Origin of the sequence: Streptomyces coelicoflavus, from assembly GCF_045041415.1 — a bacterium.
In the GTDB taxonomy this organism is placed as follows: Bacteria; Actinomycetota; Actinomycetes; order Streptomycetales; family Streptomycetaceae; genus Streptomyces; species Streptomyces coelicoflavus.
Genome location: NZ_CP108218.1, coordinates 7,684,092 through 7,708,123, shown reverse-complemented (window position 1 = coordinate 7,708,123; position 24,032 = coordinate 7,684,092). Strand labels below are relative to the sequence as shown.

23 protein-coding genes are annotated in these 24,032 nt (G+C 73.4%); 10 read left to right on the top strand and 13 right to left on the bottom strand.

What is annotated here, in order from left to right; all coding sequences use genetic code 11:
* Window positions 1-208 precede the first annotated feature (208 nt).
* Together OHA99_RS34755 and OHA99_RS34750 are read left to right on the top strand one after the other, a co-directional pair.
* Window positions 209-961, top strand: coding sequence for a sulfite exporter TauE/SafE family protein (locus OHA99_RS34755; RefSeq protein ID WP_194280217.1), 753 nt, complete (start codon window positions 209-211; stop codon window positions 959-961).
* A 192-nt stretch (window positions 962-1,153) separates the two neighbouring features.
* Complete coding sequence (locus tag OHA99_RS34750; protein ID WP_194280216.1) at window positions 1,154-1,882, top strand: trypsin-like serine protease; 729 nt, start codon at window positions 1,154-1,156, stop codon at window positions 1,880-1,882.
* 40 nt (window positions 1,883-1,922) lie between these two features.
* Here OHA99_RS34750 and OHA99_RS34745 read toward each other — a convergent pair whose 3' ends face one another.
* Window positions 1,923-2,993, bottom strand: a complete 1,071-nt coding sequence (locus tag OHA99_RS34745) for an SCO7460 family lipoprotein (protein ID WP_153181385.1) — start codon at window positions 2,991-2,993, stop codon at window positions 1,923-1,925.
* Window positions 2,994-3,201: 208 nt separating this feature from the next.
* Here OHA99_RS34745 and OHA99_RS34740 point away from each other — a divergent pair, with 208 nt between their 5' ends.
* On the top strand, window positions 3,202-4,041 hold the full coding sequence (locus OHA99_RS34740; protein ID WP_153181384.1) for an ABC transporter ATP-binding protein: 840 nt from the start codon (window positions 3,202-3,204) through the stop codon (window positions 4,039-4,041).
* A gap of 337 nt (window positions 4,042-4,378) precedes the next feature.
* Here the strand turns inward: OHA99_RS34740 and rpfE are convergent, their stop codons facing one another.
* A complete protein-coding gene (gene rpfE / locus OHA99_RS34735; protein ID WP_042821978.1) occupies window positions 4,379-4,744 on the bottom strand; it encodes a resuscitation-promoting factor protein RpfE in 366 nt (121 codons plus the stop codon).
* A 200-nt stretch (window positions 4,745-4,944) separates the two neighbouring features.
* Here rpfE and OHA99_RS34730 point away from each other — a divergent pair, with 200 nt between their 5' ends.
* The gene (locus tag OHA99_RS34730) at window positions 4,945-5,436 is read left to right on the top strand and encodes a DUF5949 family protein (RefSeq protein WP_153181381.1); all 492 of its coding nucleotides are present in this window, start codon (window positions 4,945-4,947) and stop codon (window positions 5,434-5,436) included.
* A 42-nt stretch (window positions 5,437-5,478) separates the two neighbouring features.
* On the opposite strand, the gene OHA99_RS34725 is transcribed toward OHA99_RS34730, so the two are convergent.
* Window positions 5,479-6,015 carry an isochorismatase family cysteine hydrolase gene (locus OHA99_RS34725; RefSeq protein ID WP_345964396.1) on the bottom strand — a complete coding sequence of 179 codons (537 nt, stop codon included), beginning with the start codon at window positions 6,013-6,015 and terminating at the stop codon, window positions 5,479-5,481.
* Window positions 6,016-6,089: 74 nt separating this feature from the next.
* The gene (locus tag OHA99_RS34720; RefSeq protein WP_405698727.1) at window positions 6,090-6,884 is read right to left on the bottom strand and encodes a restriction endonuclease; all 795 of its coding nucleotides are present in this window, start codon (window positions 6,882-6,884) and stop codon (window positions 6,090-6,092) included.
* Between the two features lie 141 nt (window positions 6,885-7,025).
* Here OHA99_RS34720 and OHA99_RS34715 point away from each other — a divergent pair, with 141 nt between their 5' ends.
* On the top strand, window positions 7,026-8,096 hold the full coding sequence (locus OHA99_RS34715; RefSeq protein ID WP_405698725.1) for a nitrous oxide reductase family maturation protein NosD: 1,071 nt from the start codon (window positions 7,026-7,028) through the stop codon (window positions 8,094-8,096).
* 64 nt (window positions 8,097-8,160) lie between these two features.
* Entirely contained in the window at window positions 8,161-9,195 is a 1,035-nt protein-coding gene (locus OHA99_RS34710) for a methyltransferase (protein ID WP_405698723.1), read from the top strand.
* 79 nt (window positions 9,196-9,274) lie between these two features.
* Here OHA99_RS34710 and OHA99_RS34705 read toward each other — a convergent pair whose 3' ends face one another.
* The 4 genes from OHA99_RS34705 to OHA99_RS34690 all read right to left on the bottom strand — a co-directional run bounded on the left by OHA99_RS34705 (window position 9,275) and on the right by OHA99_RS34690 (window position 14,096).
* The gene (locus tag OHA99_RS34705; protein WP_153181376.1) at window positions 9,275-10,441 is read right to left on the bottom strand and encodes a SchA/CurD-like domain-containing protein; all 1,167 of its coding nucleotides are present in this window, start codon (window positions 10,439-10,441) and stop codon (window positions 9,275-9,277) included.
* Window positions 10,442-10,621: 180 nt separating this feature from the next.
* The gene (locus OHA99_RS34700; protein WP_381506759.1) at window positions 10,622-11,302 is read right to left on the bottom strand and encodes a class F sortase; all 681 of its coding nucleotides are present in this window, start codon (window positions 11,300-11,302) and stop codon (window positions 10,622-10,624) included.
* A gap of 112 nt (window positions 11,303-11,414) precedes the next feature.
* Window positions 11,415-11,969 carry a hypothetical protein gene (locus tag OHA99_RS34695; RefSeq protein WP_153181375.1) on the bottom strand — a complete coding sequence of 185 codons (555 nt, stop codon included), beginning with the start codon at window positions 11,967-11,969 and terminating at the stop codon, window positions 11,415-11,417.
* Between the two features lie 222 nt (window positions 11,970-12,191).
* Window positions 12,192-14,096, bottom strand: a complete 1,905-nt coding sequence (locus OHA99_RS34690) for a SpoIIE family protein phosphatase (protein ID WP_405698722.1) — start codon at window positions 14,094-14,096, stop codon at window positions 12,192-12,194.
* Between the two features lie 142 nt (window positions 14,097-14,238).
* Between OHA99_RS34690 and OHA99_RS34685 the strand changes: the two genes are divergently transcribed.
* The gene (locus OHA99_RS34685; protein ID WP_345964392.1) at window positions 14,239-14,790 is read left to right on the top strand and encodes a GNAT family N-acetyltransferase; all 552 of its coding nucleotides are present in this window, start codon (window positions 14,239-14,241) and stop codon (window positions 14,788-14,790) included.
* 638 nt (window positions 14,791-15,428) lie between these two features.
* Here OHA99_RS34685 and OHA99_RS34680 read toward each other — a convergent pair.
* A complete protein-coding gene (locus OHA99_RS34680) occupies window positions 15,429-15,908 on the bottom strand; it encodes an ATP-binding protein (RefSeq protein ID WP_366473703.1) in 480 nt (159 codons plus the stop codon).
* A 223-nt stretch (window positions 15,909-16,131) separates the two neighbouring features.
* Between OHA99_RS34680 and OHA99_RS34675 the strand changes: the two genes are divergently transcribed.
* Window positions 16,132-17,328 (top strand): cytochrome P450, encoded by a 1,197-nt coding sequence (locus OHA99_RS34675; RefSeq protein ID WP_366473702.1) that lies wholly within the window; start codon window positions 16,132-16,134, stop codon window positions 17,326-17,328.
* 24 nt (window positions 17,329-17,352) lie between these two features.
* Here OHA99_RS34675 and pgm read toward each other — a convergent pair whose 3' ends face one another.
* From pgm to OHA99_RS34660, 3 genes are all read right to left on the bottom strand, one after another.
* The gene (gene pgm, locus OHA99_RS34670) at window positions 17,353-18,993 is read right to left on the bottom strand and encodes a phosphoglucomutase (alpha-D-glucose-1,6-bisphosphate-dependent) (protein WP_405698720.1); all 1,641 of its coding nucleotides are present in this window, start codon (window positions 18,991-18,993) and stop codon (window positions 17,353-17,355) included.
* 100 nt (window positions 18,994-19,093) lie between these two features.
* Window positions 19,094-19,522 (bottom strand): hypothetical protein, encoded by a 429-nt coding sequence (locus OHA99_RS34665; protein ID WP_153181369.1) that lies wholly within the window; start codon window positions 19,520-19,522, stop codon window positions 19,094-19,096.
* Between the two features lie 158 nt (window positions 19,523-19,680).
* Window positions 19,681-20,421: a peptidase E gene (locus OHA99_RS34660; RefSeq protein ID WP_366473700.1), complete on the bottom strand. Its 741-nt coding sequence runs from the start codon at window positions 20,419-20,421 to the stop codon at window positions 19,681-19,683.
* A gap of 146 nt (window positions 20,422-20,567) precedes the next feature.
* On the opposite strand from OHA99_RS34660, the gene OHA99_RS34655 reads away from it, so the two are divergent.
* Window positions 20,568-21,383, top strand: coding sequence for an SAM-dependent methyltransferase (locus OHA99_RS34655; protein ID WP_405698718.1), 816 nt, complete (start codon window positions 20,568-20,570; stop codon window positions 21,381-21,383).
* A gap of 16 nt (window positions 21,384-21,399) precedes the next feature.
* Here the strand turns inward: OHA99_RS34655 and OHA99_RS34650 are convergent, their stop codons facing one another.
* The gene (locus tag OHA99_RS34650; RefSeq protein WP_153181367.1) at window positions 21,400-22,338 is read right to left on the bottom strand and encodes a LysR family transcriptional regulator; all 939 of its coding nucleotides are present in this window, start codon (window positions 22,336-22,338) and stop codon (window positions 21,400-21,402) included.
* Window positions 22,339-22,432: 94 nt separating this feature from the next.
* Here OHA99_RS34650 and mdlC point away from each other — a divergent pair, with 94 nt between their 5' ends.
* Window positions 22,433-24,013 (top strand): benzoylformate decarboxylase, encoded by a 1,581-nt coding sequence (mdlC, locus tag OHA99_RS34645; protein ID WP_405698716.1) that lies wholly within the window; start codon window positions 22,433-22,435, stop codon window positions 24,011-24,013.
* Window positions 24,014-24,032 lie beyond the last annotated feature (19 nt).

Here is a 24,032-nt window from a genome sequence, read left to right as displayed (position 1 = left end):
ACCCATCCGCCCGCTCCGCAAACGCGGTGATCGTATCACCGCATGATCAGGTGAATTAACGTCAAGAAGTGGCTGAACGCGAGCGGTTGAGACCGGCAAACACAGGGATCGGAGCGGTGGGTACAGTCGGCCCCGTGAAAGATGCACAAGACACCTTCCGGCCGAGCAGGGGTCCGGGGCGAGGCGGCACGGGGTGACACCGGAGGCCATGGCCGCGGTGTTCGCGGCCGGCGTCGGGGCCGGCGCCATCAACAGCGTCGTCGGCTCCGGCACGCTGATCACCTTTCCGGTGCTGCTGGCCACGGGGCTGCCGCCGGTCACCGCCACCGTCTCCAACGCGCTCGGTCTGATCCCCGGCTCCATCAGCGGGGCCATCGGCTACCGCGAGGAGCTGCGCGGCCAGCGCCGGCGGGTCCTGAAGTTCGGCGCCGGAGCGCTGCTGGGCGGCCTCGGGGGCGCCACTCTCCTGCTGATGCTGCCCGCCGACGCCTTCGAGACGATCGTGCCGGTCCTGGTGGGACTCGCCCTGCTGCTGGTGGCCTTCCAGCCGCAGATCGGCCGGCTGGTCCAGCGCCGCCGGGCCCGCACCGGCGCCTCGCCCCGCCGGGACGGCGGTCCGCTGCTCCAGACCGGCCTGACCCTGGCCAGCGTCTACGGCGGCTACTTCACCGCCGCCCAGGGGATCATCTACCTGTCCCTGATGGGCATGCTCCTGGACGAACCCCTGCAACGTCTCAACGGCGTCAAGAACGTCCTCTCCGCCCTCGTCAACACCGTGGCCGCGCTCTTCTTCCTCTTCGCCGCCGACTTCGAGTGGACCGCCGTCGGGCTCCTCGCGGTCGGCTCGGGCCTCGGCGGCTGGGTCGGCGCCAAGGTGGGACGCCGCTTCAGCCCCACGGTCCTGCGGATACTGGTCGTGACGGTCGGCACGGTCGCCCTCGTACAACTGCTGCTCCGCTAGGCCCTGTCCGGCCCTCGAACGCCGCTCTCCTCCCCGGCGGCCCCCGGCCGCCCCCGGCCGCCCCCGGCCCTCAGGCATAACACGGCGTTATGCGAAGCCGGGACTGTTCGGCCGGTGGCGGGGCCCGGCATGCTGTGGGCGCCCCCACACATCAGCACGCGCCCAGGCGCGTGTCGTCGGAATCGAGGAGCCTTGCGAACAACGAGACTCGTCCCCACCCTGCTCGCCGCCCTCGTGGCCGCGCTGCTGTCCGCCCTCACCCTCGCCCCGAGCGCCTCGGCGGTGGAGCCCCGGCCCGGTGACGGCGGCCCCCAGCCGATCATCGGCGGCGGCTACGCGCAGAACGCGCCCTGGGCGGCACGGCTGTTCTCGGGCGGCCAGCAGACCTGCACCTCGACCATCATCTCCCCCACCTGGATCCTCACCGCCAAGCACTGCGTCAGCGGCGGCAACCTCGCCTTCCGCATCGGCAGCCTCGACCAGGGCTCCGGCGGCACGGTGGCCAACGGCATCCAGACCGTCACCAGCCCCTCGGCGGACCTCGCGCTGGTCCGCCTCGACCGCTCCGTCTCCGCCACCTACGCCCGCCTCGGTCAGCCGGGCACGGTGCGGGTCGGCCAGACCGTGCAGGTCTACGGCTGGGGCGCCACCTCCCGCTGCGGCTCGGAGATCAACTGCCAGTCCCAGTACCTCAAGGTCGCCAACGTGAGCGTCACCCGGGGTTGTTACGACGCCTACTACGGCCAGGCGATATGCGCCCGTCCCGTCGACGGCATCACCGCGGGCGGCGACTCCGGCGGTCCGATGATGGCCGGCGGCGTCCAGGTGGGTGTCGCCTCGACCAGCGACCGGCAGACCACCACGGCGTACACCAATGTGACCGCCTACCGCTCCTGGATCCAGTCGGTGGCGGGCGTCTGACGCCTTCCGCCCCGCGGCACCGGTCCTGCGTCCGTCTCCGTCACCGCGGAGGCAGGCGCAGGACCCCGTGCTCGTCCCGGATGTCCGTGAGGATCCGGACGACCTCGGCGTCGCGGCCCGCCGGGTCCGAGCTCACCAGGGCCGCCAGGTCCCCGAAGCACTGCTTGCCGTCGGCGGGCGGCCGCTCGCAGAACAGCACGTAGCCGCGCATGCGGCGCACGGTCCCCTGCTCCAGTCGCCAGACCCCCATTCCCGCCCCACCGGCCGTCACGGCGTCCGGGTACGTCTCGCGCAGCGCGGGCAGGACCGACGCGTCGATCCGCCGGGAGAAGGCCTGCCGCTCCTCGAACGGCGACACGATCCGCAGGCCGGCCGCCGCGGCGTCGACCGTGCGGCCCTCGTCCCGGCCGACCGGGTAGGCGGCCACGTAGTACGGATCGTGCGCCAGGGCGGCGAGCCGGGGGCCGTGGGTGAACCGCACGACGGTGGGCAACGTGCTCTTCGCCTCCGGGAGGCCGTCCGCCGCGCCCGGGGCCGCGAGGTTGACGGTGACCCACTCCGGCGCCGCACCGGGATCCCGCTCCGCGCGAGCGGTGACCCAGCGCTGCACACAGGCGCCGACCCGGGCGAGGACGTCGTCCACCGTCCGATCGGTCACCCGGGCCTCGATCCAGGGGGCCGTCAGCTTCTCGTCCGTGCCCAGGAGCGGATGCCCGCAGCCGTCGAAGGCGTCGCGCATCGCGCGCAGCTGTCCGGCCTCCCGCCGCGCCCGGTCCACCGCCTCGCGGAGGGCGTCCGCGCAGTTCGGGCCGCCGTCGCAGCGGTCCTCGGCCGCGTCGATCCGGAACCTGACGGCCGCGTCCGGGTCGTCGGCGATCGCCAGGGTGACCTCCGAGCCGGTGGACTCCGGGAACAGGATCCGGGCGTCGACGACCTCGAGCTCCCCGGGGTACGACTCCTCGGCGAGCTCCCGGGCCCGCCGCACGTCGTCCTCGGTGTCGAACGCCGCGCAGCCGGTGCCGAGCAGCCCCACCAGCAGGGCCGCGAGGCCGACGCCGACGCGCCCCGCCCGCCGACGCCCGCTCCCCCGTACCGCGCCCCGACTCCCCATGGCTCCCCCTCCGTGTCCCACCGTCGGCGTCACCCTAGGAGCCGGGCCCGGTGCCGCGGATGAGTACGGGGGCTCATCCGCGTCTGAGTGCCCCCGCTGACGCCCGCCCACCGTCCAGGAAGCGGACGGACCGGCAGGCGTGTGGTGAGTACATCTACTGTGCCCGGTGACCGAACGAGGGGTCCACCGCGCGCGAAGGAGCCACGGCATGACCGGCCAGACAGCCAACTCCCGGGTGAACGAGCGGGAGGCGGACGTGCTCCGGCTCCAGGACGTGAGCGTGCGCCGCTTCACCACCGACCAGCTGATCCTCGACGACGTCGACTGGACGGTCCGGCCGGGCGAGCACTGGGCGCTGCTGGGGGCCAACGGCGCGGGGAAGACCACCCTGCTGCGGCTCCTCGGCGCGCTCATGCACCCCACCACGGGCACCGTCGAGGTCCTCGGCAGCCGGCTCGGCCGGGTGGACGTCCGTGAACTGCGGGCACGCATCGGCCACGTCAGCACGTCCCAGCGCGTGCCGCAGGACCTCACCGCCCACGCGGTCGTGCTCACCGGCCACAGCGGCACCGTCCAGCCCCTGTGGCGGACGTACGACGACGAGGTCCGCGTCCGGGCGCGCGACCTGCTCACCGAGCTGGGCGTCAAGGAGCTGGCCGACCGGCCGTACGGGGTCTGCTCGGGCGGGCAGCGGGCGCGGATCCTGATCGCCAGGGCGCTGATGGCCGATCCGGCGCTGCTGCTCCTGGACGAGCCGTTCAACGCCCTGGACCTGCCCTCCCGCGAGGACCTCGTCGAGGCGATGCACCAGCTGGCCGAGGGGAGGCCGCAGCTGGCCACCGTGACGGTCACCCACCATCTGGAGGAGCTGTTCCCGGCCGTCAGCCACGCCCTGCTGCTGCGCGAGGGACGGATCCTGTCCCGGGGCCCGGTGGACGAGGTCCTGACCGACTCCCTGCTGACCGCATGCTTCGGCCGGGACATCACGGTGGCCCGGCGGGACGGCCGCTGGTCGGCCTTTTCGGGGCGGCGCGTTTCCGGAACATGACACGGCCACGAAGGTGTCGTTGCGGTCCCGGCGGAGCCGACCGGTGGGCCTCGACCGCCTTTCACCCTCTGGTTGGCGTCCACGGCATGCGGTGATTCCGGCGGTTCACGAAGCGGCGCGCCATCGATCCGATGCGCGCCGCGACCGCGGTGTGCAGGCGGGGGCGAGGCGGCGGCCCCGGGCGTATCGGCGTAGGCGACGTCCGGGGCCGCCACTCGGCTCCCCCGCCGGTGGCACTGCCCGTCCGCCGCCCGGGGGAAACGGGAGCGGCGGTGATCGGCAGCACGTGCATGCCCACGGGTTACCCCGGTCAACACGGCGCGGACGGCGGTGGCCCTCAGGCGCAGCCCCAGGCGCCCATTCCCTGGATCCGCGCCAGGCGTTCCGCCACGGCGATCTGCTCGGCGCGGGTGGCGAGGTCCGCGCGCGGGGCGTACTCGAGGCCGCCGGCGGCGATCCAGCTTGACCGCGCGAACTGAAGGCCGCCGTAGTAGCCGTTGCCGGTGTTCGCCTGCCAGTTGCCGCTGGACTCGCAGGCGGCGATGGCGTCCCAGTCGGTGCGCGCGGGCGCCGACGGCGCGGCCACCGCCTGGCCGGTCGCGCCGAGTGCGGTGGCGGCGACCAGGGTCACCGCGGCGGTGCGGATCCTGCGGCCACGCGAACCGCGCACGTCGCTCTGACGATCATTTCGTCTACAGATCATAAGATGACTGATACACCACATGATCGGCCGTCGCCGCCCAAGACCGCCCCGTCCTGGGCCAGTCGGAGCACCGGCCCACTCCCGCTCGCGGCACGGGCCGGCCGTCGGGCGCCCCTCGTTCGTGTGAAGAAACGCGAGAGTGTCGTCCAGTCGGGTGACGGCCGGGCGGGTGCGCCCCCGCGCGCGCTTACGGTTTCGCGGTGACTTCGATCTCCACTGACCCGCGCCCCTTGCGCACCGCCGACCTCGGCACGCTCGTCATCATGTCCTGGCACCGTGAGACGCCCGAAGGCGACGTGCCCTTCCTCCTCGCCTGCTCCCTCGGCGACGGGGACGGCGGCCCGGAGGCGGTCCCCGCCGCCGTCGAGGGGCTGCTGAGCCGTTCCGGCATCGCGGTGGGCGGCGACAGCGTCCTCGACGGCACCGTGCTGCCCGACCTGCCGGTCGGCCTGCTCGTCGTACCCGGCGCGGCGGCCCTCACCATGCCCGGCGTCAACGCCCAGTTCGCCCCCACCCCGCGCTGGCGGGCGGCGGCCGACAAGCGGGGGTACGCCTGTCTCATCTTCGCCACCCGTCCCTGGTCCGGGGGCGAGCCCGGCGACAGTGCGGCGGTCGCCGCCTTCGCCAACCACGAGGACACGCTGTCCACGGCGGCGCAGGTGGTCCTGCCCGTGCGCAGCCTGCGGACCTGACGGCGGGCGCCCGTCCCGCCCGCGGCGGGGCGGCGGCCCGGCTCACGTCCACAACTCGCCGCTGTCGCACACCCGGGCGCCCATGTTCCGCTCCATCATGCGCAACGCCGCGTCCGCCAGATCGGCGTGAATGTGGGCGACCGCGTCGCGCGGAACGATGACCTTCAGATGGCGGATGTGCGCGTCCAGCGCCGAGTAGAGCACGCACTGCTCGGTGACCTGCCCGCACAGCACGAGCCGGTCGATGCCCTGCTGGTGGAGCAGATAGGTCAGCGGGGTCTCGAAGAAGACCGAGTGGCGCGCCTTGACGACGAAGAGGGAGGAGTCGTCGGGCTTCAGCGGCTCGACGAGCCGGGAGTGCGGCCCGGAGAGGGCCTTGTCGAGGATCTCACCGTGGTGCGAGCGCCACTCCCCGAAGTTGTCGTTGACGTAGATCACCGGTACGCCCTGCCGCCGTGCCCGCTCCAGCAGGCCGGTCACCCTGGGCAGTACGGACTCCACGGCGGGAATCAGGGACTCGGCGTCCTGGTGATCGTAGGTATTGATCATGTCGATGACGATCAGCGCGGTCTTGCCCATGTCGTTCAGGTTGCCACCGCGCGGCGCGGAAACCCCGCTCCCCCCGCCGACCGGGGGCGGGTGGGCGGCCCGGCTCACCACGACGCCCGGCCGGACGGATCCGTCCCGTCCTGTCCCGGCCCGGGCAGCTCCCAGGGCGCCGGTCCGCCGCCCGCGCACCAGTCGCGCAGCCGCTCTCCGTTCACGCAGAGTATTCCGCACCGCTCGGCGTAGTCGGCGGCCGGTGCGGTGAAGTCGGTGCTGGCGACGAGGACCGCCAGGTCGGCCCCGTGCACGGTGAAGCAGGTGCCGCCGAAGCGCTGGAGGTCCTGGGAGCCGACCTTGTTGTCCTCGCTGTAGCGCTTGCACTGGATGACGACCCGTCTGCCGTCGGGCGCCACGGCCAGCACGTCGGCGCCCAGGTCGCCGGCGCCTCCCACGACCTCGACCCGGGCGCAGCCGTCCCGTCGGCACAGGTCCGCTATCGCCTCCTCGAACTCGTCGGGGTCCAGCTCCTCGTGCTCGGTGGGGAGGACCGCGGTGGTCTCCTCGCCGCGGGCGTACTCCCCTCGTTCCGTCGCGCGTCCCTCCTCCAGTTCGTCCAGTGCCGTCGCCGTGGCCGCCGCCAGGGCGTCCGTGGTGCGCGGTGCCGTCCCCGCCCCGGCGGTCCGGTTCCGCGCGCGCCGGCGCAGGAGGACGGCCGTGAGCGCCCCGAGCACCAGGACGAACACCCAGACCGGACGGCGCTGCGCCACGTCGTACGCCATGCGCACGACCCACCCCGTCAGCACCAGGGCGATGGCGGCGAGACCGAACGTCACGCTCGTCGCCCGCAGGTCGAAGCGGCGCCTGACGCGCCTGTCGCGGACACGGCGTTCGGGCACGGTCACGGTGGTTCCTCCCCGGGTGGCCGACATGAAGATCACGTAGGCCTTCTGCCCGGCAACCGGCGGTTCAGCGCCCGTTCGTGACACGCCGTCGGATGGCTCATCCCAGCCGTCGGGGAATATTTCAGGCATACCTTTCCGAATATGAAGAAATGCCATGTCGTGTACCTCGTGTGCACCGCAGCGATGATCGGAACGGGGCTCGGTGCGGCCCCGGCGTCCTCCGTCCCCCTGACCCACGTGGTCCACCCCGGGGAATCGATCCAGAAGGCGGTGGACGCCGCCGACGCGGGCGACACCGTCCTCGTCACTCCCGGCGTCTACCACGAGAGCGTCAAGGTGAGCACTCCCCGGCTCACCCTGCGCGGCACGGGCCGCAGTACGGTCATCATGCCCAGCACGAAGAAGGCGGCCGACAACACCTGCGCCGAGGGCGGCAACGGCATCTGTGTGATCGGCACGAAGGACGAGAACGTCAAGGGCATCACGGTCTCCGACCTCACGGTGACCGGGTTCACCCGTACCGGTGTGTTCTCCATGGCCACCGACGGGCTGACGGTCCGGAACGTGAACGCGGTGAAGAACGGCGTCTGGGGCATCGCCCAGGAACGCTCCGTGCACGGCATCATCCGCGGCAACACCGCCCGCGACAACGGCGACGCGGGCATCTTCCTCGCCAACAACATCAAGGCCGAGGAGGGCGCCGCCGACACCGAGGGCACGCTCGTCGCGCACAACCGGCTCGAGGGCAACCGCATCGGCGTCACCGTCCGGCGTCTGCGCAACCTCGCCGTCGCGGACAACCACATCACCGGCAACTGCGCGGGCGTGTTCGTCGTCGGCGACGAGAACACCCCCAAGGCCGGCGACCTGGTCGTGCGCGACAACCACGTCGTGCGCAACAACAAGTCCTGCCCGAAGACCGACCGGCTGGAGGCCCTCCAGGGCTCCGGCATCGTGCTGACCGGCGTCGAGAAGGTCCTGGTCGCCGACAACACGGTCGAGGGCAACGCGGGCAAGTCGTCGATGTCGGGCGGCATCGTCCTGGCCGCCAGCATGGTGGGCACCGCCAACTCGAAGAACCAGGTCAACGGCAACCGGCTGAGCCAGAACTCCCCCGCCGACCTGGTCAACGCCGGGACCGGCGACACCGCCAAGAGCAACACCTTCACCGGCAACACCTGCGGCGCCTCCAAGCCCGCGGGCCTGTGCTGAGCCGGCCGTAACCACCCGTGGACCGGAAAAGGCCCATGGACCGAAGAAGGAAGGAAAGCGGCACATGACGACCGCACAGACTGCCCCGCCCCCGCCCCCGCCCATGCGGCTGAGGGAGCTCGTGTTCGGGGCGGCATGTGCCGCCGCCCTCCGCGCGGCCGCACGGCTCGGCGTCGCCGACGCGCTCGGCGACGGCCCCATGGCCGTGGAGGACCTCGCGGCCGCGGTGAAGACCGAACCCAAGCCGCTGCGCCGGCTGCTGCGCGCCCTGACCTGCTACGGCGTCTTCACCGAGCACAGGAACGGGACGTTCGCCCACACCGACATGTCCCGCCTGCTGCGCGAGGACGACCCGCACAGCCTGCGCAACATCACCCTGTGGTGCACCGAACCGTGGACCTGGGACGCCTGGCCCCTGCTCGACGAGGCGGTGCGCACCGGCTCGAACGTCGTCGAGGGCCTGTACGGCAAGGAGTTCTTCACCTACCTCAACGAGGACGCGCCGCAGTCCGCCGAGGTCTTCAACCGTGCCATGACGACGTCCAGCCGGCAGTCGGCCCAGGACGTCGCCGCCCTCCTCGACCTGTCGGCGAGCACCTCGGTCGCCGACATCGGCGGCGGCCAGGGCCACGTGGTGGCGAGCCTGCTGGAGAAGTACCCGGCCATGGAGGGCACCCTGCTCGACCTGCCGCGGGTGGTGGAGAACGCCGACCCCCGGCTGCGCGAGGGCGGTGCGCTCGCGGACCGCGTCCGCATCGTGCCGGGCGACTGCCGCGAGGCCATCCCGGTGCGGGCCGACGTGTACGTCATCAAGAACATCCTGGAGTGGGACGACGACAGCACCGCCCGCGCCCTGCGCAACGTGATGGCGGCCGGCGGTCCGGGCGCCCGGGTCGTCGTCATCGAGAACCTCGTCGACGACACCCCGTCGATGCGGTTCAGCACCGCCATGGACCTGCTGCTGCTCCTCAACGTCGGCGGTGCCAAGCACACCACCGACAGCATGGTCGGCAGGCTGACTGACGCGGGCCTCGTCATCGACGACATCCGCCCGGTCAACCCGTACCTGCACGCCTTCGACTGCACCGTGCCGAAGTGAGCTGACCCGCGGGCGCCCACGCGTCGGCCGCCGGACCGCTGTGCCGCGGTCCGGCGGCCGACGCGTGGGCGCGGACCGTTCAGGCGTCCGGGGCGCGCCGGTCGGTGACCAGTTCCATCCGGGCACCCTCGAGAGCGCGGACGAGTCCGCCGCCGGTCGGGGAACCGGCGTCCGTGAAGCCGTCCAGGAGGGTCGTCAGCTCGGACACCCGGGCCGGGGCCGGCAAGCCGAGGGTCACCGCGGGATCGCCCCCGTGGAGGTCCCCGCGTACGTCGACCAGCCGCACCACGACGTCGTCGCGCTGGAAGATGGTGCTGCACAGGACGGGGCTGGCCGGGTCCTTGGCCGCCGCCTCGTCGCGCTCGGCGAGCAGCTGGGCCAGCCGCATGCCGCAGCCCGGCCGGGCCGGGTACGACAGGGCGTGCCGCTGTGCCGCACCGTTCTCCTCCCCCGCGGTCACGTGGTGGACGGCGGGCAGCGCCGCCCGCGTGTAGAACACCCGGGCGGACTCCGGGTCGGCGAGGTCCCGGTCCTGCTCCAGGTACGGGTTGATGGCCTCCTCGACGGCCCGCACCTCGGGCTGCTCCGCCACGTGCCGCAGGGCCGCGAGCAGGTCGCCGCGCACCTCGATGGCCCGCACCACGCGGTTGCCGTGCAGGAACAGGGACGTACGGCACAGCCGGGTGGTGTCGTCCACCCGCGGCTCGGGCGAGGCGTAGTCGGCGAGGATCCTGCCGACCTCCTCCTCGCTGCCGGGCTTCACCGTGAAGGTGAGCGCGTGCCGGATGACGCCGTCTCCGATGCGGGGCGCGGCCTGGAGTCCGCCCCGGGCCGACTCGGCCCCGGCCGCGGCACGGCCGGTCTCGCGGACCACGTGGAAGCGGAGCGACCTGGTGTCCCGCACGCAGCTGTGCAGCGGCTTGACCATCCGCACGTGTTCCTCGCTGCTCACCCAGTTCAGGAACGGCGGTGCGCTCTCCCACTCGCTGGTGATGAGCCACTGGGAGGGGTTCTCGATGGACTGGCACAGCTGCTCGCCGATGTGCCCGGGGACGGACTCGACGTGGCTGCGCAGGTTCTCGTACGTCTCGAGGAACTGCTGCTGGGCCCCGTCGTAGACCTCCACCAGCAGGACGACCCGCAGGCGGGAGCCGTCGAACACGGACTGGGAGACCTGGTGCGACAGCTGTCGCGTCAGCTCTTCGGAGGCAAGTGGTTCTGCAGCGGGCGTGGGCGTGGTGGTCATCCTGCGCACATCTCCTTCGCGGGGGCGGTTGCGAACGTCGGCCGCGGTGATGCGACGCCGGCTGCCTCGATCCTGTGGGCGGCCCCGACGGCGCGCGAGTCGTGTGCGGTGCGCGGGTGACCGGCGCCGCGGGCGGCCGGTGGGGCGAGGCCGGGCACGAGGGGCCCGGGACGAGTCGTCTCAGGCGAGGTGTGCGAAGACCACCAGGTTGTCGGTGTAGTCCTTGACCTTGTGGTCGTAGTCGCCCGCGCAGGTGATGAGGCGCACCTCGGGCCGGTCGGCGTCGCCGTAGACGCGTTCGCTGGGGAACTCGTCCTTGGCGAAGGTCTCCATGTCGTCGACCACGAAGGTGGCCTTGCGGCCGTCCGCGCGCTCGACCTGGAACTTGTCGCCCTTGTCGAGCTGGTCGAGGCGGGCGAAGACGGCGGCCGACGTCTTCGTGTCCACGTGTCCCGCGATGATGGACGTGCCCTTCTCGCCGGGAGACGCTCCCTTGGCATACCAGCCGACGAGGTTGGTGTTGCCGGCCGGCGGCGGCTGGAGCTGTCCCTTGTCGCCGATGGCGAGGTCGGTGAAGGGGGCGTCGACGGAGATCTCCGGGATCAGCAGGCGCACGGGTTTCGACCGGGGCAGGGCGGAATCGGCCGCGCCGGTCGCGGGCGCGGCGGAGGAGGCGGTCGTGCCGGGCTGGGCGGGCAGCGGGGGGCGGGAGGAGTCGGCGGACGTGTCGTTGCCGCCGACCAGGCTCACGGCCAGGACCAGCAGGGCCACGGCACTCAGCACCATCCAGCCGGAGCGGGCACCCTGACCGGTCGTCGTCTCGTCGTCGGCGGGGGCGGGGGCGGAAGGGGGGACTGGCATCTGGGACGACCTCACTGGGGCACGGCGGCAGGGCGGACAGGTGGGCGCGGGCGAGCCGGGCCGCCCCGTGGTTCGTGGGTGGCGGCCCGGCTGCTATCGCGCCCGGCACGGCTTACGCCACTCCGTGAGCCGACTTCTTGCGTCGGACGGCGTACAGGCCGGTCGCGGCGACGGCCAGGACGGCCAGCCCGCCCGCGGTCGTGGTCGGCGTGGCCAGCCCGCCGCCGCCGGTGTGCATCCCGCCGCGCGGCTTCTCGTGCTCGCCGCCACCCCGGGAGCTCTCGCCCTCGTCCTGCTGGTAGGTCTGCGAGCCGCCTTCCTTGGACTCGCGGCCGCCGCCGTCCCAGTCGCCCTCGCTCACCGCGGCCAGCGCACCACCACCGGTGTGCATCCCGCCGCGCGGCTCCTCGTGCTTGCTTCCCTTGTCGTGCTCCTCGCCGGAGTCGTCGTGGTTCCAGTCGCCCTCGCTCACCGCGGCCAGCGCACCGCCACCGGTGTGCATCCCGCCGCGCGGCTCGTCGTGCTTGCTTCCGTTGTCGTGCTCCTTGCTGTACGAAGAGTCGTCGTGGTTCCAGTCGCCACCGGCCGCGGCGTAGGCGCCGGGAGCGCCGAGGACGAGGACGGCCGAGGCCGCCGCCGTGGTCAGAAGCATGCGAGCAGAACGCATCTGAGATTCCTTCCGTCACGACCGGGCAGCTGGTGCTTCGTCAGCTGAGGTGACCCGGCCCCGACGTGAATCACCGTCAGCCTGTCGTCCGTCTCGCACCACTCAAGCCGCTCAGCCGGGTGAACACCCCGTCCGTCCGGGTGCCGGGACCGCTCCCCCGGGCGGCGTGAACGGGTCCCGGCGGCGGGGCAGTTGAGCCGGCTGCCGCTGCTCGACGAGCCGCTAGTCCTCCGGGTCCGTGTGGGTCGGGTCCTCCACCTCGGGTTCCTGGCGGCGGGAGCCGGGAGCGGCCCGGTCGGGGGTGGCCTCGCTGTGCCCGGACTGGGGCGGCGGGGGCGGTTCGGTGTCGCCGGGGGCGCCCATGCCGGCGGCGGGCAGGCGCAGGGCGAGCAGGGCGACGTCGTCGCCGCGGGGCGCGATGCGCGCGAGCAGCTCGTCGCAGAAGTCGTCGGGGCTCCACCGGTCCAGCCGCCGGGCCAGGACGCCGGCGTGGTGGCGGAGCTTGTCCATGCCCGCGTCGATCGGACGGTCGCGGCTCTCTACGAGACCGTCGGTGTAGAGCAGGAGGATGCTCTCGGGCGGAAGGTCCTCGCGGGTGTCGGGCCAGTCCAGGCCGAGGCGCAGGGTGGCGCTCATGCCGATGAGCGGTCCGTGGCCGCCCTCCAGGAAGCGGGTCCCGCCGTCCTTGGTGATCAGCAGGGGCGGAGGGTGACCGGCGTTGACCCAGTGCAGCCGCCAGGGACCGCCCTCGGCGCCCTCGACACGGGCGAAGACGAGGGTGGCCATGGGCGCGTCGCTGGTGTTGGTGACGGCTTCGTCCAGGCGTCGCATGATCACGCTGGGCGGCTCCTGGTGGTCCCAGGCGAGGGCGCGCAGCATGTTGCGGACCTCGGCCATGTGGGCGGCTGCCTGCAGGTCGTGCCCGACGACGTCCCCGATGACCAGGGCCATGACGCCGTCGCCCAGGAGGAAGGCGTCGTACCAGTCGCCGCCGACCTCCATGGCGCTCTCGGCGGGCCAGTAGCGGGCGGCCATCCGGAGGTGGTCGACCTGCGGAAGGGGAGTCAGGAGCTGGCGCTGCATGGTCTCGGCGACGTTCTGCTGCTCGTGGTAGAGGCGGGCGTTGTCCAGGACCAGTCCGACGCGGCGGCCGATGTCGGCGAGGAGGGCGACCTCCGCCTCGGTGTGCGCGGGGCGCTCGCCGGTGCGGGCCACGGTCAGGATTCCGTAGGACCGCTGCCGCGTGCGCAGCGGGATGGCGACGGCCGCGTGGCCGCCGAGCCGTTCGAACAGCACCCGGTGGGTGGCGGCGAGCGGGTGTTCCGGGTCCCGGCACAGTTCCGCGGCTCCCAGCGGGACGGGCCGGTCGCCCTTGATCAGCAGGGTCAGTGCGGCGCGTGCCTGGTCCGGCAGCGAGGTCATCGGTCCGCGCAGGGGTCTGGCCCGCTCCGGCTGGGTGCTGCTGCGCACGGCCACCCGTTCCAGTACGTCCGACTGGCCCTGGTACACGTCGACCGCCGCCCACTGACCCAGTTCCGGCACCAGCAGCCGGACGAGACGCCGCAGGGTGGTGGAGGTGCGCTCGGTGGGGACCAGCACGGTGGAGATCTCGGCGACCAGGTGCAGCTGGGCGGTGAGGGCCTCCAGGGCGGCGGTCCGCGCCGCGGTCTCCTCGGCGGCGCTGCGGTGGAGGCTGAAGTCGTGGAAGACGAGGACCAGCCCTTCCTGCCGCCCCGCGCGGACCAGGGGGGTGGTGGCCCAGATGATGGGGACCGTGGTGCCGTCGGCCCGCTGGAAGTACTCGTCGCTGCCCTCCTCGGCGGGCACTCCGTGCAAGGGGCTGCGCAGGGCGCACCGCTCGCGCGGTACGGGGCTGCCGTCGGCGTGCCGGTGCAGGAGGTCGTGCGCGTCGTGCCCGAGCATCTCCTGTTCCGACCGGCCCAGCAGTTGCTCGGCCCAGGGGTTCACCGAGGTGATCCGGGCGGTGGGACCGAGGGTGAGCACGCCGGCACCGAGGGCGCGCAGGACGGCGGCGGGGAAGTCGGGCTCCGCGTGCTCCGGTGTGCCGTCCGCCTCGCCCTGCTCCGGTTCCTCGCCGTCCCGGTGGCCCGCCCTGCGTGCCGTCACGACCCTCCCGGCCTTCCGTTTCCGTCCATCACGCCAGGTTCCCCCGGCGAGCGTGGATGAACCGCTCCACACGCCCGAAGGGAGGAGAACCGCATCGCGTAAACGGGTCGCTCCGTCCGGCGCTCCCCCGTACGTTCAGGTGATGTCCGAACTTCGAACAGACCGTCTTGTGCTCCGCGACTGGCGGGCGGCCGACCTGGCCCCGTGGGCGGCGATGAACGCCGACCCGGTGGTCCGCGCGTACTTCCCCGAGGTGCTGACACGGGAGCAGAGCGAGGCCTCCGTGGCCCGCTTCCGGGCCGACCTGGACCGGCGGGGCTGGGGCTGGTGGGCGGTGGAGCTCGCCGCGACCGGCGAGTTCGTCGGGTTCGCCGGGCTGGATCCCGTGGCGGACGGCATGCCCTTCACCGGTGTGGAGGCGGGCTGGCGGCTGGCCCGTCCGGCCTGGGGCCACGGCTACGCCACCGAGGCCGCGCGGGCGGTGGTGTCGTACGGCTTCGAGAGGCTGGGCCTGGCGGAGGTGCTCGCGGTGACCGCGGCCGGCAATCTGCGCTCCCGGGCGGTGATGGACCGTCTCGGCATGAGCCACGACCCGGCCGACGACTTCGACGACCCGGAGGTCCCCGAGGGCCCGCTGCGCCGCTCCGTCGTGTACCGGATCCGGGCCGGGGACCGGCGGTCGACCGCCGGGTAGGGCAGTGGGCGCGGCACCCGGCCGGAGGCGGTCGGGGGCGGTCGGTCTCCGACGGGTGCGGTGCGGGGTGATGTGCCGCCGGGCACGAATCCGGCCGGAGGACGATGGCTCGGCGGGGGCGACGGCGACGCGCGCCGGGGGCGGCGCAGGGCGGGTGGCGTGTCCCCACGGACACGGGTGGCGCGCGTCGCGTACCCGGGAGGCGTGCCGACGCGACCCGGGCGCATGTCGCCGTGGACCCAACGGCGTACCGGCGCGGACACGGCGACGCGCCGGTGGGCGGCGTGGGGCGGGTGGCGTGTCTCCACGGACACGGATGGCGCGCCGTCGCGTACCCGGGAGGCGTGCCAACGCGACCCGGGCACATGTCGCCGTGGACCCAACGGCGTACCGGCGCGGACTTCGAAGGCGCGCCGATGGGCGGCGCGGGGCGGGTCGCGTGTCCCCACGGACACGGGTGGCGCACCGTCGCGTACCCGGGAGGCCTGCCGACGCCCGGGCACATGTCGCCGTGGACCCAACGGCGCACCGGCGCGGGCTTCGAAGGCGTGCCGTCGCGAACCCCGGGAGGCGCGCCGTCGCGAACCCCGGGGAGGCGCGCCGCCGGGGGGGCCGCGTGGCGCCTCGCCGCGGGCGGGTCAGGCCGAGCGGCCCAGGGTGGTCGCGCTCCGTGGGGCAGGGGCGTCGGCGAGCCGCACCGCGGCCCGCATGCGCTTTCCGGTCGGTTCCCTGTACACCTCGAAGCTCTGGCAGACGGCCATGACGATCTCCAGCCCGTGCCGCCCGACGCGGTCCGGGTCCGCGGGGTGGGGCACGGGCAGTACCGGCTCGCTGTCCCACACCGTGACCTCCACCCGGTCCCCGGCCAGCTCGAGGTCGACCGTCGAGGGGCCGGGCGCGTACTTGCAGGCGTTCGTCAGCAGCTCGCTGACCACCAGTTGCACCACTTCCACCGCCCGGTCGGACACCCTGGCCCCGCGCGCCGTCCGCACGCGTGCCAGGAACAGCCGGGCCAGCTCCCGGCCCCGGGCGATGTCGCCGGGAATGCCCTCGTACTCTGCCGAAACCCTGACCGGCTCGCCTCTCAGCCGGTCCCCGATGCGGGCAGCCCCGTCCATCCGATCCGCCCTCTTCCTGAGCCTTGACCGTTTACGCCAGCCGTCTACCCCCGAATCCGGCAACATCACCCGCCCCGGCACGGCCCCTCCGTGTCACTGGCGGCGGGCCGTCGACTCGGCCGTATCCGGGCTGGTCGGCGTCGGGCGGGGTGGCCGATCCTGTTGACCACGTCGTCGAGCCGGGTGGCCACCGGGGCCGCGCGGCCGGAGTGGGGGTGGGCACGTGGTGCAGGACGGACGGGTCTCCGCGCGGAAGGCCGACCGGGGCCGGACCGGACCGGTGTGCCCGGTCGGCCGGGCGGCGGACGGAACCTGGCAGGTGCACGATTTCGCCGTCGCGCGGGCGCTGCTGCGCGGCCCGGGCACGGTGCAGGCCGGTCTCGGCGTCGAGACGGTGGAGAAGCTCCCCCCGCGCGTCCGCCGGCCCGTGCTCTACCGGGACGGCCCCGAGCACCGGGAACACCGCAGGCAGACCGCCCGCTACTTCACGCCCCGCCGGGTGGACGAGCACTACCGGGAGCCGATGGTCCGGATCGCGGAGGAGCAGCTCGCCCTGCTGCGCTCGGCCGGCGAGGCCCCGCTGTCCGATCTCGCCTTCGGTCTGGCCATCGGCGTGGTGAGCGAGGTCGTCGGGCTGCGCCACAGCCGGCCCGGCATCCGGCGCAGGCTGGAGCGGTTCTTCCCCGAGGAGTTCGGCGAGCCCGGGCTGACCAGTGTCCGGGGCCTGTACTGGCTGGTGCGGCAGAACACCAACTGGCTCCGCATCCACCTGGCCGACGTGCGCCCCGCGATCCGCGCGCACCGCCGCCGCGAGCACGACGACCTGATCTCCCACCTGCTCGCGGAGGGCTGCTCGGACGTCGAGATCCTCGGTGAGTGCCTGACCTTCGCGGCGGCCGGCATGGTCACCACGCGCGAGTTCGTGTGCCTGGCCGCCTGGCACCTGTTCTCGGACGCCGATCTGCTCGGCCACTACCGGTCGGCGGACGAGGCGGGGCGCCTGGCGGTCCTCCAGGAGCTGCTGCGGCTGGAGCCCGTCATCGGGCGGCTGCGCAGACGGGCCACCGAGCCCGTGGAACTGCCCTGCCCGGGCGGGCCGGTGACGGTGTGCCCCGGCGAGGTGGTCGAGGTCCACCTGGACGACGCCAACAGCGACCCGAAGGCCGTGGGCGCCGATCCGCTGGCCGTGCGCCCGGAGCGCGCCGGGACGGTCGGCGCGGGGCTGTCCTTCGGTGACGGGCCGCACCGGTGTCCCGGCGCGCACATCGCGCTGCTGGAGACGGATGTCTTCCTCAGCCGCCTGTTCGCGCTCGACGGCGTCCGGATGAGCGGGGCGCCGCGGGTCACCTTCCAGGAGGCCGTCGACGGCTACGAGATCCGGGGTCTGACCGTGGCACTTCCCCGGGCCGGCCGTGGCTGACCGGCCCGGGACCGCGGTACGGCGTCAGTCGCCGAGGGCGCCCAGGACGACCGTCTTGGCCTCGTCCTGCACCTGACGGAGGTGGTCCGCGCCGCGGAACGACTCGCCGTAGATCTTGTAGACGTCCTCGGTGCCGGAGGGGCGGGCCGCGAACCAGGCGTTCTCGGTGGTCACCTTGATGCCGCCGATGGGGGCGCCGTTGCCCGGCGCCTCGGTGAGGACGGCGGTGACCGGCTCCCCGGCGAGGGTGTCGGCGGTGACCTGGGCCGGGGACAGCTTGGCCAGGCGGGCCTTCTCCTCGCGGGTGGCGGGGGCGTCGATGCGGGCGTAGGCGGGTTCGCCGAAGCGGGCGGTGAGCCCGGCGTAGTGCTCGGAGGGGGTCCTGCCGGTAACGGCGGTGATCTCGGAGGCGAGCAGGGCGAGGATGATGCCGTCCTTGTCGGTGGTCCACACGGAGCCGTCCCGGCGCAGGAAGGACGCCCCGGCGGACTCCTCGCCGCCGAAACCGAGGGAGCCGTCGACCAGCCCGTCCACGAACCACTTGAAGCCCACGGGGACTTCGACCAGGCGGCGGCCGAGGTCGGCGGCGACGCGGTCGATCATGCCGGAGGACACCAGTGTCTTGCCGACGCCCGCGCCGGCCGGCCAGTCGGCGCGGTGGGCGTAGAGGTAGGCGATGGCGGTGGCGAGGTAGTGGTTGGGGTTCATCAGGCCGCCGTCGGGGGTGACGATGCCGTGGCGGTCGGCGTCGGCGTCGTTGCCCGTGGCGATGGTGAAGCGGTCGCGCTGTTCGATGAGGGAGGCCATGGCGTGCGGCGACGAGCAGTCCATGCGGATCTTCCCGTCCCAGTCCAGCGTCATGAACCGCCAGGTCGGGTCGGCGAGCGGGTTGACCACCGTCAGGTCGAGGCGGTGCTGCTCGGCGATCCGTCCCCAGTACGCGACGGAGGCGCCGCCGAGCGGGTCCGCGCCGATGCGCACGCCGGCCGAGCGGATCGCGTCGAGGTCGAGGACGCTCGGCAGGTCGCGGACGTAGGCGTCGAGGAAGTCGTAGCGGCCGGTCCCGGGCGCGGCGAGCGCCCGCGCCCAGGGGATGCGGCGTACGTCCTTCAGCCCCGCCGTGATGATCTCGTTGGCGCGGTCCTGGATCCAGGAGGTGGCGTCGGAGCCGGCGGGGCCGCCGTGCGGCGGGTTGTACTTGAAGCCGCCGTCGGAGGGCGGGTTGTGCGAGGGGGTGACGACCACGCCGTCGGCCAGGCCCGAGGCGCGGCCCCGGTTGTGGGTGAGGATGGCGTGGGAGACCGCCGGAGTGGGGGTGTAACCGTCCGCGCTGTCGACGAGGACGGTCACGTCGTTGGCGGCGAACACCTCCAGTGCGGTGACCCTCGCGGGCTCGGACAGGGCGTGGGTGTCGGCGCCCAGGAAGAGCGGGCCGTCGGTGCCCTGTGCGGAACGGTACTCGCAGATGGCCTGGCTGGTGGCGGCGATGTGGTCGTCGTTGAACGCCGCCGCGAGGGACGAACCCCGGTGCCCGGACGTGCCGAAGGCCACCCGCTGGGCGGGCTCGGCCGGGTCCGGGTGCAGGGCGTAGTACGCCGTCACCAGCCGGGCCACGTCGATCAGGTCCTCGGGGCCGGCCGGCTTTCCGGCTCGGTCGTGCTGCATGCGCCCACTCCTCCGCGTCGGTCGGGACTTCGCTCGCGGGTCCCATCTTCCCCTGTCCGGGCAGTGGCGGTGGCAGTGGCGCGGTGCGTTCCGGCCGGTGTCAGATCCGGCCGCCGGTGAGTCGGGTGAGGGGCCCGTGGGTGTGCCGTCCGGCCCGGCGGCCGACGGCGTACGACGCGGCGCTCACGGCGGTGAGGCCGGCGCCGACGCCCGCGGCGACGAGTTTGCGGTGGGCGACGACCGTCCACGCCGTCTTCGCCGTGGCCGCGACCTGGCCCGAGGCGCCGACGACGGCCTGCCGGCCGGCCGCGACGCCCTTGGCCGCCGACCGGACGGCACCGTTCGCGGCGTCGGCGGAGCGCTGGGCACCGGCCTTGGCGGCCGACGCGGCGTCACCTGCCTTGCCCGCGGCGGCCTGTCCCGCCCGTGCGGCGGGCGCGGTGGCCTTCTCCGCGGTGCCGCGTGCCTTGGCCTCGGCGGTCCGCGTACCGGTGGGCTTCTTGTTCGTGTCCTTGTTCGGATCGCTCATGGACACCGCCTTGCCCCTCACCGCGTCGGCAAACGCGGACGTCCCGCACGGGTGGACGACGACGGGTGCGGGCGCCAACGGGTCTTACGGCGTCGGGGCCTTGACGCGCCGGGGTTCTGACGCGCCGGTGCCTTGACGGACCGGGGCCGCGCGGGCCGTCAGCGGCGCGGGGCGGGCAGCTCCCGTGGCTCGAGCCGCTCCTCCACCGCCGTGTCGCCGTCCCGTACGACCACGTAGGCGCCCTTGCCGCGGGCCTCCGTGACCGCCTCGACCAGTTCGGTGCCGCGGTAGACGAGGCCGACGCCGTCGTCCGTGCAGTGGGCGGTGGGCAGGGTGCCGTCGGCGACGAGGCGGTGGATCAGCGGGCGGCGGCCCGGGTCCACGTCGTAGTGGACACCGTTGCCGTAGGGCAGCAGGCCCAGGGCGTTGGTGACCGGGCGGAGTTCGGGACCGAAGGAGTCGGTCGCGCCGCCCCTGAACCAGCACAGGGAGCCGGCGCTCACGCCGCTGAGCACGACACCCGCCTCCCACGCCCGGCGCATGACGCGGTCCACGCCGTGCACGCGCCACACCGCCAGCAGGTTGGCCACCGAGCCGCCCATGACCCAGACGACGTCCTGGGCGAGCACGGTCTCCTCGATGTCCTCCACGTTGGGCATGGGGAACAGGTGCAGCGGTGTCAGGTCGAACCCGGCGACCCGGGCGGCCTCGGTCATGCGGGCGGTGAAGTGCTCGGCGTCCCCGATGGCGGTCCCGACGTACAGGACGCGGGGGCGCCGGCCGTGCGCGCCGGAGAGTTCCACCGCGTGGTGCACCAGGGCGTCGAAGGCCACCATGGTCCGGCCGCCCGCGCGGTGCCCGCCGGAGGTGGCGACGATGGTGGGCTCGGGTGCCGTCATGACGGTGATCCTAACGGCCCGCCCGCATGTCCTCCCGCCGCCCGCGGCGGCCGGCGCCCGCATCCTCGACGGAGTCTTCGCTTCCCCCAACTCCTGCCGTTACGTTTGGCCTTGAGTGATCGACACCGGAACCGGAGGACTTCACCATGGCCGAGTCGCCCGCCGTGAACGACGCGCGAGGCAGGATCAGGACGGACCAGCCGCACACCGCCCGGATCTGGAACTACTGGCTGGGGGGCAAGGACAACTATCCGGTCGACCAGCAGGCCGGCGACCGCATACGCCAACTGCACCCGGGCATCGGGGAGTACGCCCTCGCCGACCGCCGGTTCCTGGGGCGTGCGGTGCGCCGGCTCGTCGGTGAGTACGGCATCCGGCAGTTCCTCGACATCGGCACCGGCCTGCCCTCCGCGGACAACACCCACGAGGTGGCCCAGCGCATCGCGCCGGAGTCCCGCATCGTCTACGTCGACAACGACCCGATCGTCCTGGCCCACGCCGAGGCGCTGCTCGTCGGCACGCCCGAGGGCCGCACCGACTACCTCGACGAGGACCTGCGCAACGTCGACACCATCCTGGAGCAGGCCTCGCGCACGCTGGACCTCGGCCGGCCGGTCGCGCTGATGCTGCTCGGCGTCGTCATCTTCGTCGAGGAGGACGAGGAGGCGTACGGGCTCGTGCGGCGGCTGGTCGACGCCCTGCCGGCCGACAGCCACCTCGTCCTGTCGCACACCGTCACCCGGCCGGACATGCCCGACGTGGACGCGGCGGTGGCCTTCTGGAACGAGAACGGCACGCCGAAGCTGACCCAGCGCACCCCGGAAGCGGTCACCCGGTTCTTCGACGGCCTCGAGCTGCTGCCGCCCGGCGTGGTCTCCTGCAACCGCTGGCACCCGGAGACCGGCGACGGCGAACTGCCCCCCGAGGTGGCCATGTTCGGCGGGGTGGGCCGCAAGGGCTGAGATCCGCCGGTGACGCTCACGTCACCGCCGCGCTCGGCGGCAGCTGGGCCGGGCTCACCTGCTCGCCCAGCACCTCGGCCATGAACTGCACGAGCCAGCGCTGCGCCGGGCTGCGCGAGGACTCGTGCCGCGCGTACAGGGCGATCTCGATGGGCTCGGTCTCGAACGGCAGGCGCACCAGCCGCACCCGGTGGGAGGCGGTGAAGACCTCGCCGACGTACTCGGGGACGATGGCCACCAGGTCGGTCTGTTCCAGCAGGTAGGGCAGCATCGAGAAGCGGGTGGCGTCCACGGCCACCCGCTCGAGCAGCCCGTGGGCGCCCAGCAGGGCCCTGGGCGTGACGTGTCCGCTCGGCCCGAACACCGTCGCGTGGTGCTCGGCCGCGAGGTCCTCCGCCGTGACCGCGTCGCCCCGGACCCGCGGATGGTCGGCGGCGACCATCAGGACGTAGCGCTCGCGGAAGAGCGGGATGCGCACGGTCAGGTGCGAGGTGATCACCGGGGTGGCCACGAACGCGTCGAGGTCACCGCGGCGCAGCTGGCCCTCGGCGTCCTCCACGTCGAAGGGGCGCACCGTGAACGAGACCCCGGGCGCCCGCTCGCGTGCCGCCGCCACGAGCCTCGGCAGCAGCGTCGCCTCGCCGAGGTCGGACAGGGCGATGGTGAAGCGGCCCGACATGGTCCCGGCGTCGAACAGGTCGCCCTGCCGGACCGTCCCGTCGATCTCGGCCAGCGCGCGCTGGAGCGGCAGATACAGCCGCCGGGCGCCGGCGGTGGGGGTCAGCCCGCGTCCGTTGCGGCGGAACAGCTCGTCGTCGAAGTGCCGTCGCAGCTTGCCCAGGCTGTAGCTGACGGTGGGCTGCGTGACGTGGAGCGTCTCGGCGGTGGCCGTGACACTGCCGGTCTCGTAGAGCAGCACGAAGACGCGGGCCAGGTTGAGATCGAAGGAGCCCATATCGAAGAACTCTATATCGAAGTGGCGAAACATCTATTGGTGCCCATGTCGCGGGGTGCCTAGCGTGTGCCGCGTCACTTCGAAAGGAATGTCCGTGCCATCCGTGCGTCGTGTCTCCCACGATTTCCTGGAGCGCCAGGGGCTCACCACCGTCTTCGGCAATCCGGGCTCCAACGAGCTGCCCTTCCTCGCCGAGCTGCCCGACGACTTCCGCTACGTCCTCGGTCTGCACGAGGGTGCCGTCGTCGGCATGGCCGACGGGTACGCCCAGGCGACCGGCCGCCCGGTGCTGGTCAACCTGCACGCCGCCTCCGGTTCCGGCAATGCGATGGGCGCGCTGACCAACGCCGTCGCCTCCCGCACGCCGCTGGTCGTGGTCGCCGGGCAGCAGGTGCGCCCGGCCATCGGCCCCGAGGCCAATCTGGCCAGCGTCGACGCGCCCTCCCTGATGAAGCCGCTGGTCGGCTGGGCGGCGGAGCCCGCGTGTGCCGGCGACGTGCCGCGCGCGCTCGCCCAGGCCGTCTTCGAGGCGCGGCTCCAGCGCCGCCCGACGTACCTGTCGGTGCCGTACGACGACTGGTCGGCCGAGGTCGACGACAACGCCCTGGCGGTGCTCGACCGGCGGGTGCTGCGCGCCTCGGCGCCAGGCGAGGAGCAGCGCCGGTGGCTGCTGGAGCAGGTCGCCTCGGCCAGGCGCCCCGCGCTGGTGCTGGGCGGCGACATCGACTCCGCCGGCCGCTTCGACGACGCCGTGCGGCTGGCCGAGCGGCTCGGCGGGCCGGTGTGGGCGGCGCCCTCGCAGTTCCGGCTGCCGTTCCCCAACCGGCATCCGCAGTTCCGGGGTGTGCTGCCCGCCGGGATCGCGCCGGTCTCCGAGGCCTTCGAGGGCCACGACCTGGTGCTCGTGCTGGGTGCGCCGGTCTTCCGCTACCACGAGTACCTGCCCGGCCGGTACCTGCCCGAGGGCACCCGGCTGATCCAGGTGACCGAGGACGCCTCCGCCGCCGCCCGGGCACCGATGGGCGAGGCGCTGGTCGCGGACCCGGGCGCGGTCGTCGACGTACTCCTGGAGTCGCTCGACGCGGCCGGTACGCCCGCGGACCCCTACCGTCCCGTGCCGGAGCCGCTGACCGCCGAGGGGCCGGGCCTGCACCCCGAGCAGGTCTTCGCCGCGCTGCGCGACGAGATGCCCGGGGACACCGCGTACGTCGTCGAGTCGACGTCGACCAACGCGGCGTGGTGGCGCCAGATGGACCTGCGCCGGCCGGGGTCCTACTACTTCCCGGCGGCCGGCGGGCTCGGTTTCGGTCTGCCCGGCGCGGTCGGCGTGGCGATGGCGCGGCCCGACCGCCCGGTGGTCGGCGTGATCGGGGACGGCTCGGCCAACTACGGGATCACCGCCCTGTGGACGGCCGCGCAGCACCGGGTTCCGCTGACCGTCGTCCTGCTGCGCAACGGCACGTACGGGGCGCTGCGCTGGTTCGGCGGCCTGCTCGGCGTGCCGGACGCGCCCGGCCTCGACATCCCGGGGCTCGACTTCACCCGCATCGCGGAGGGCTACGGCGTCCGCGCCCAGCACGTCGGCGGGGCCGCGGAGCTGCGTGCCGCGCTCGCCGAGGCCCCGGACCACCCCCGCCTGATCCAGGTGGACACGGCGCTGACCACGCCCTCCTGAACAGCTGACACCCACACGA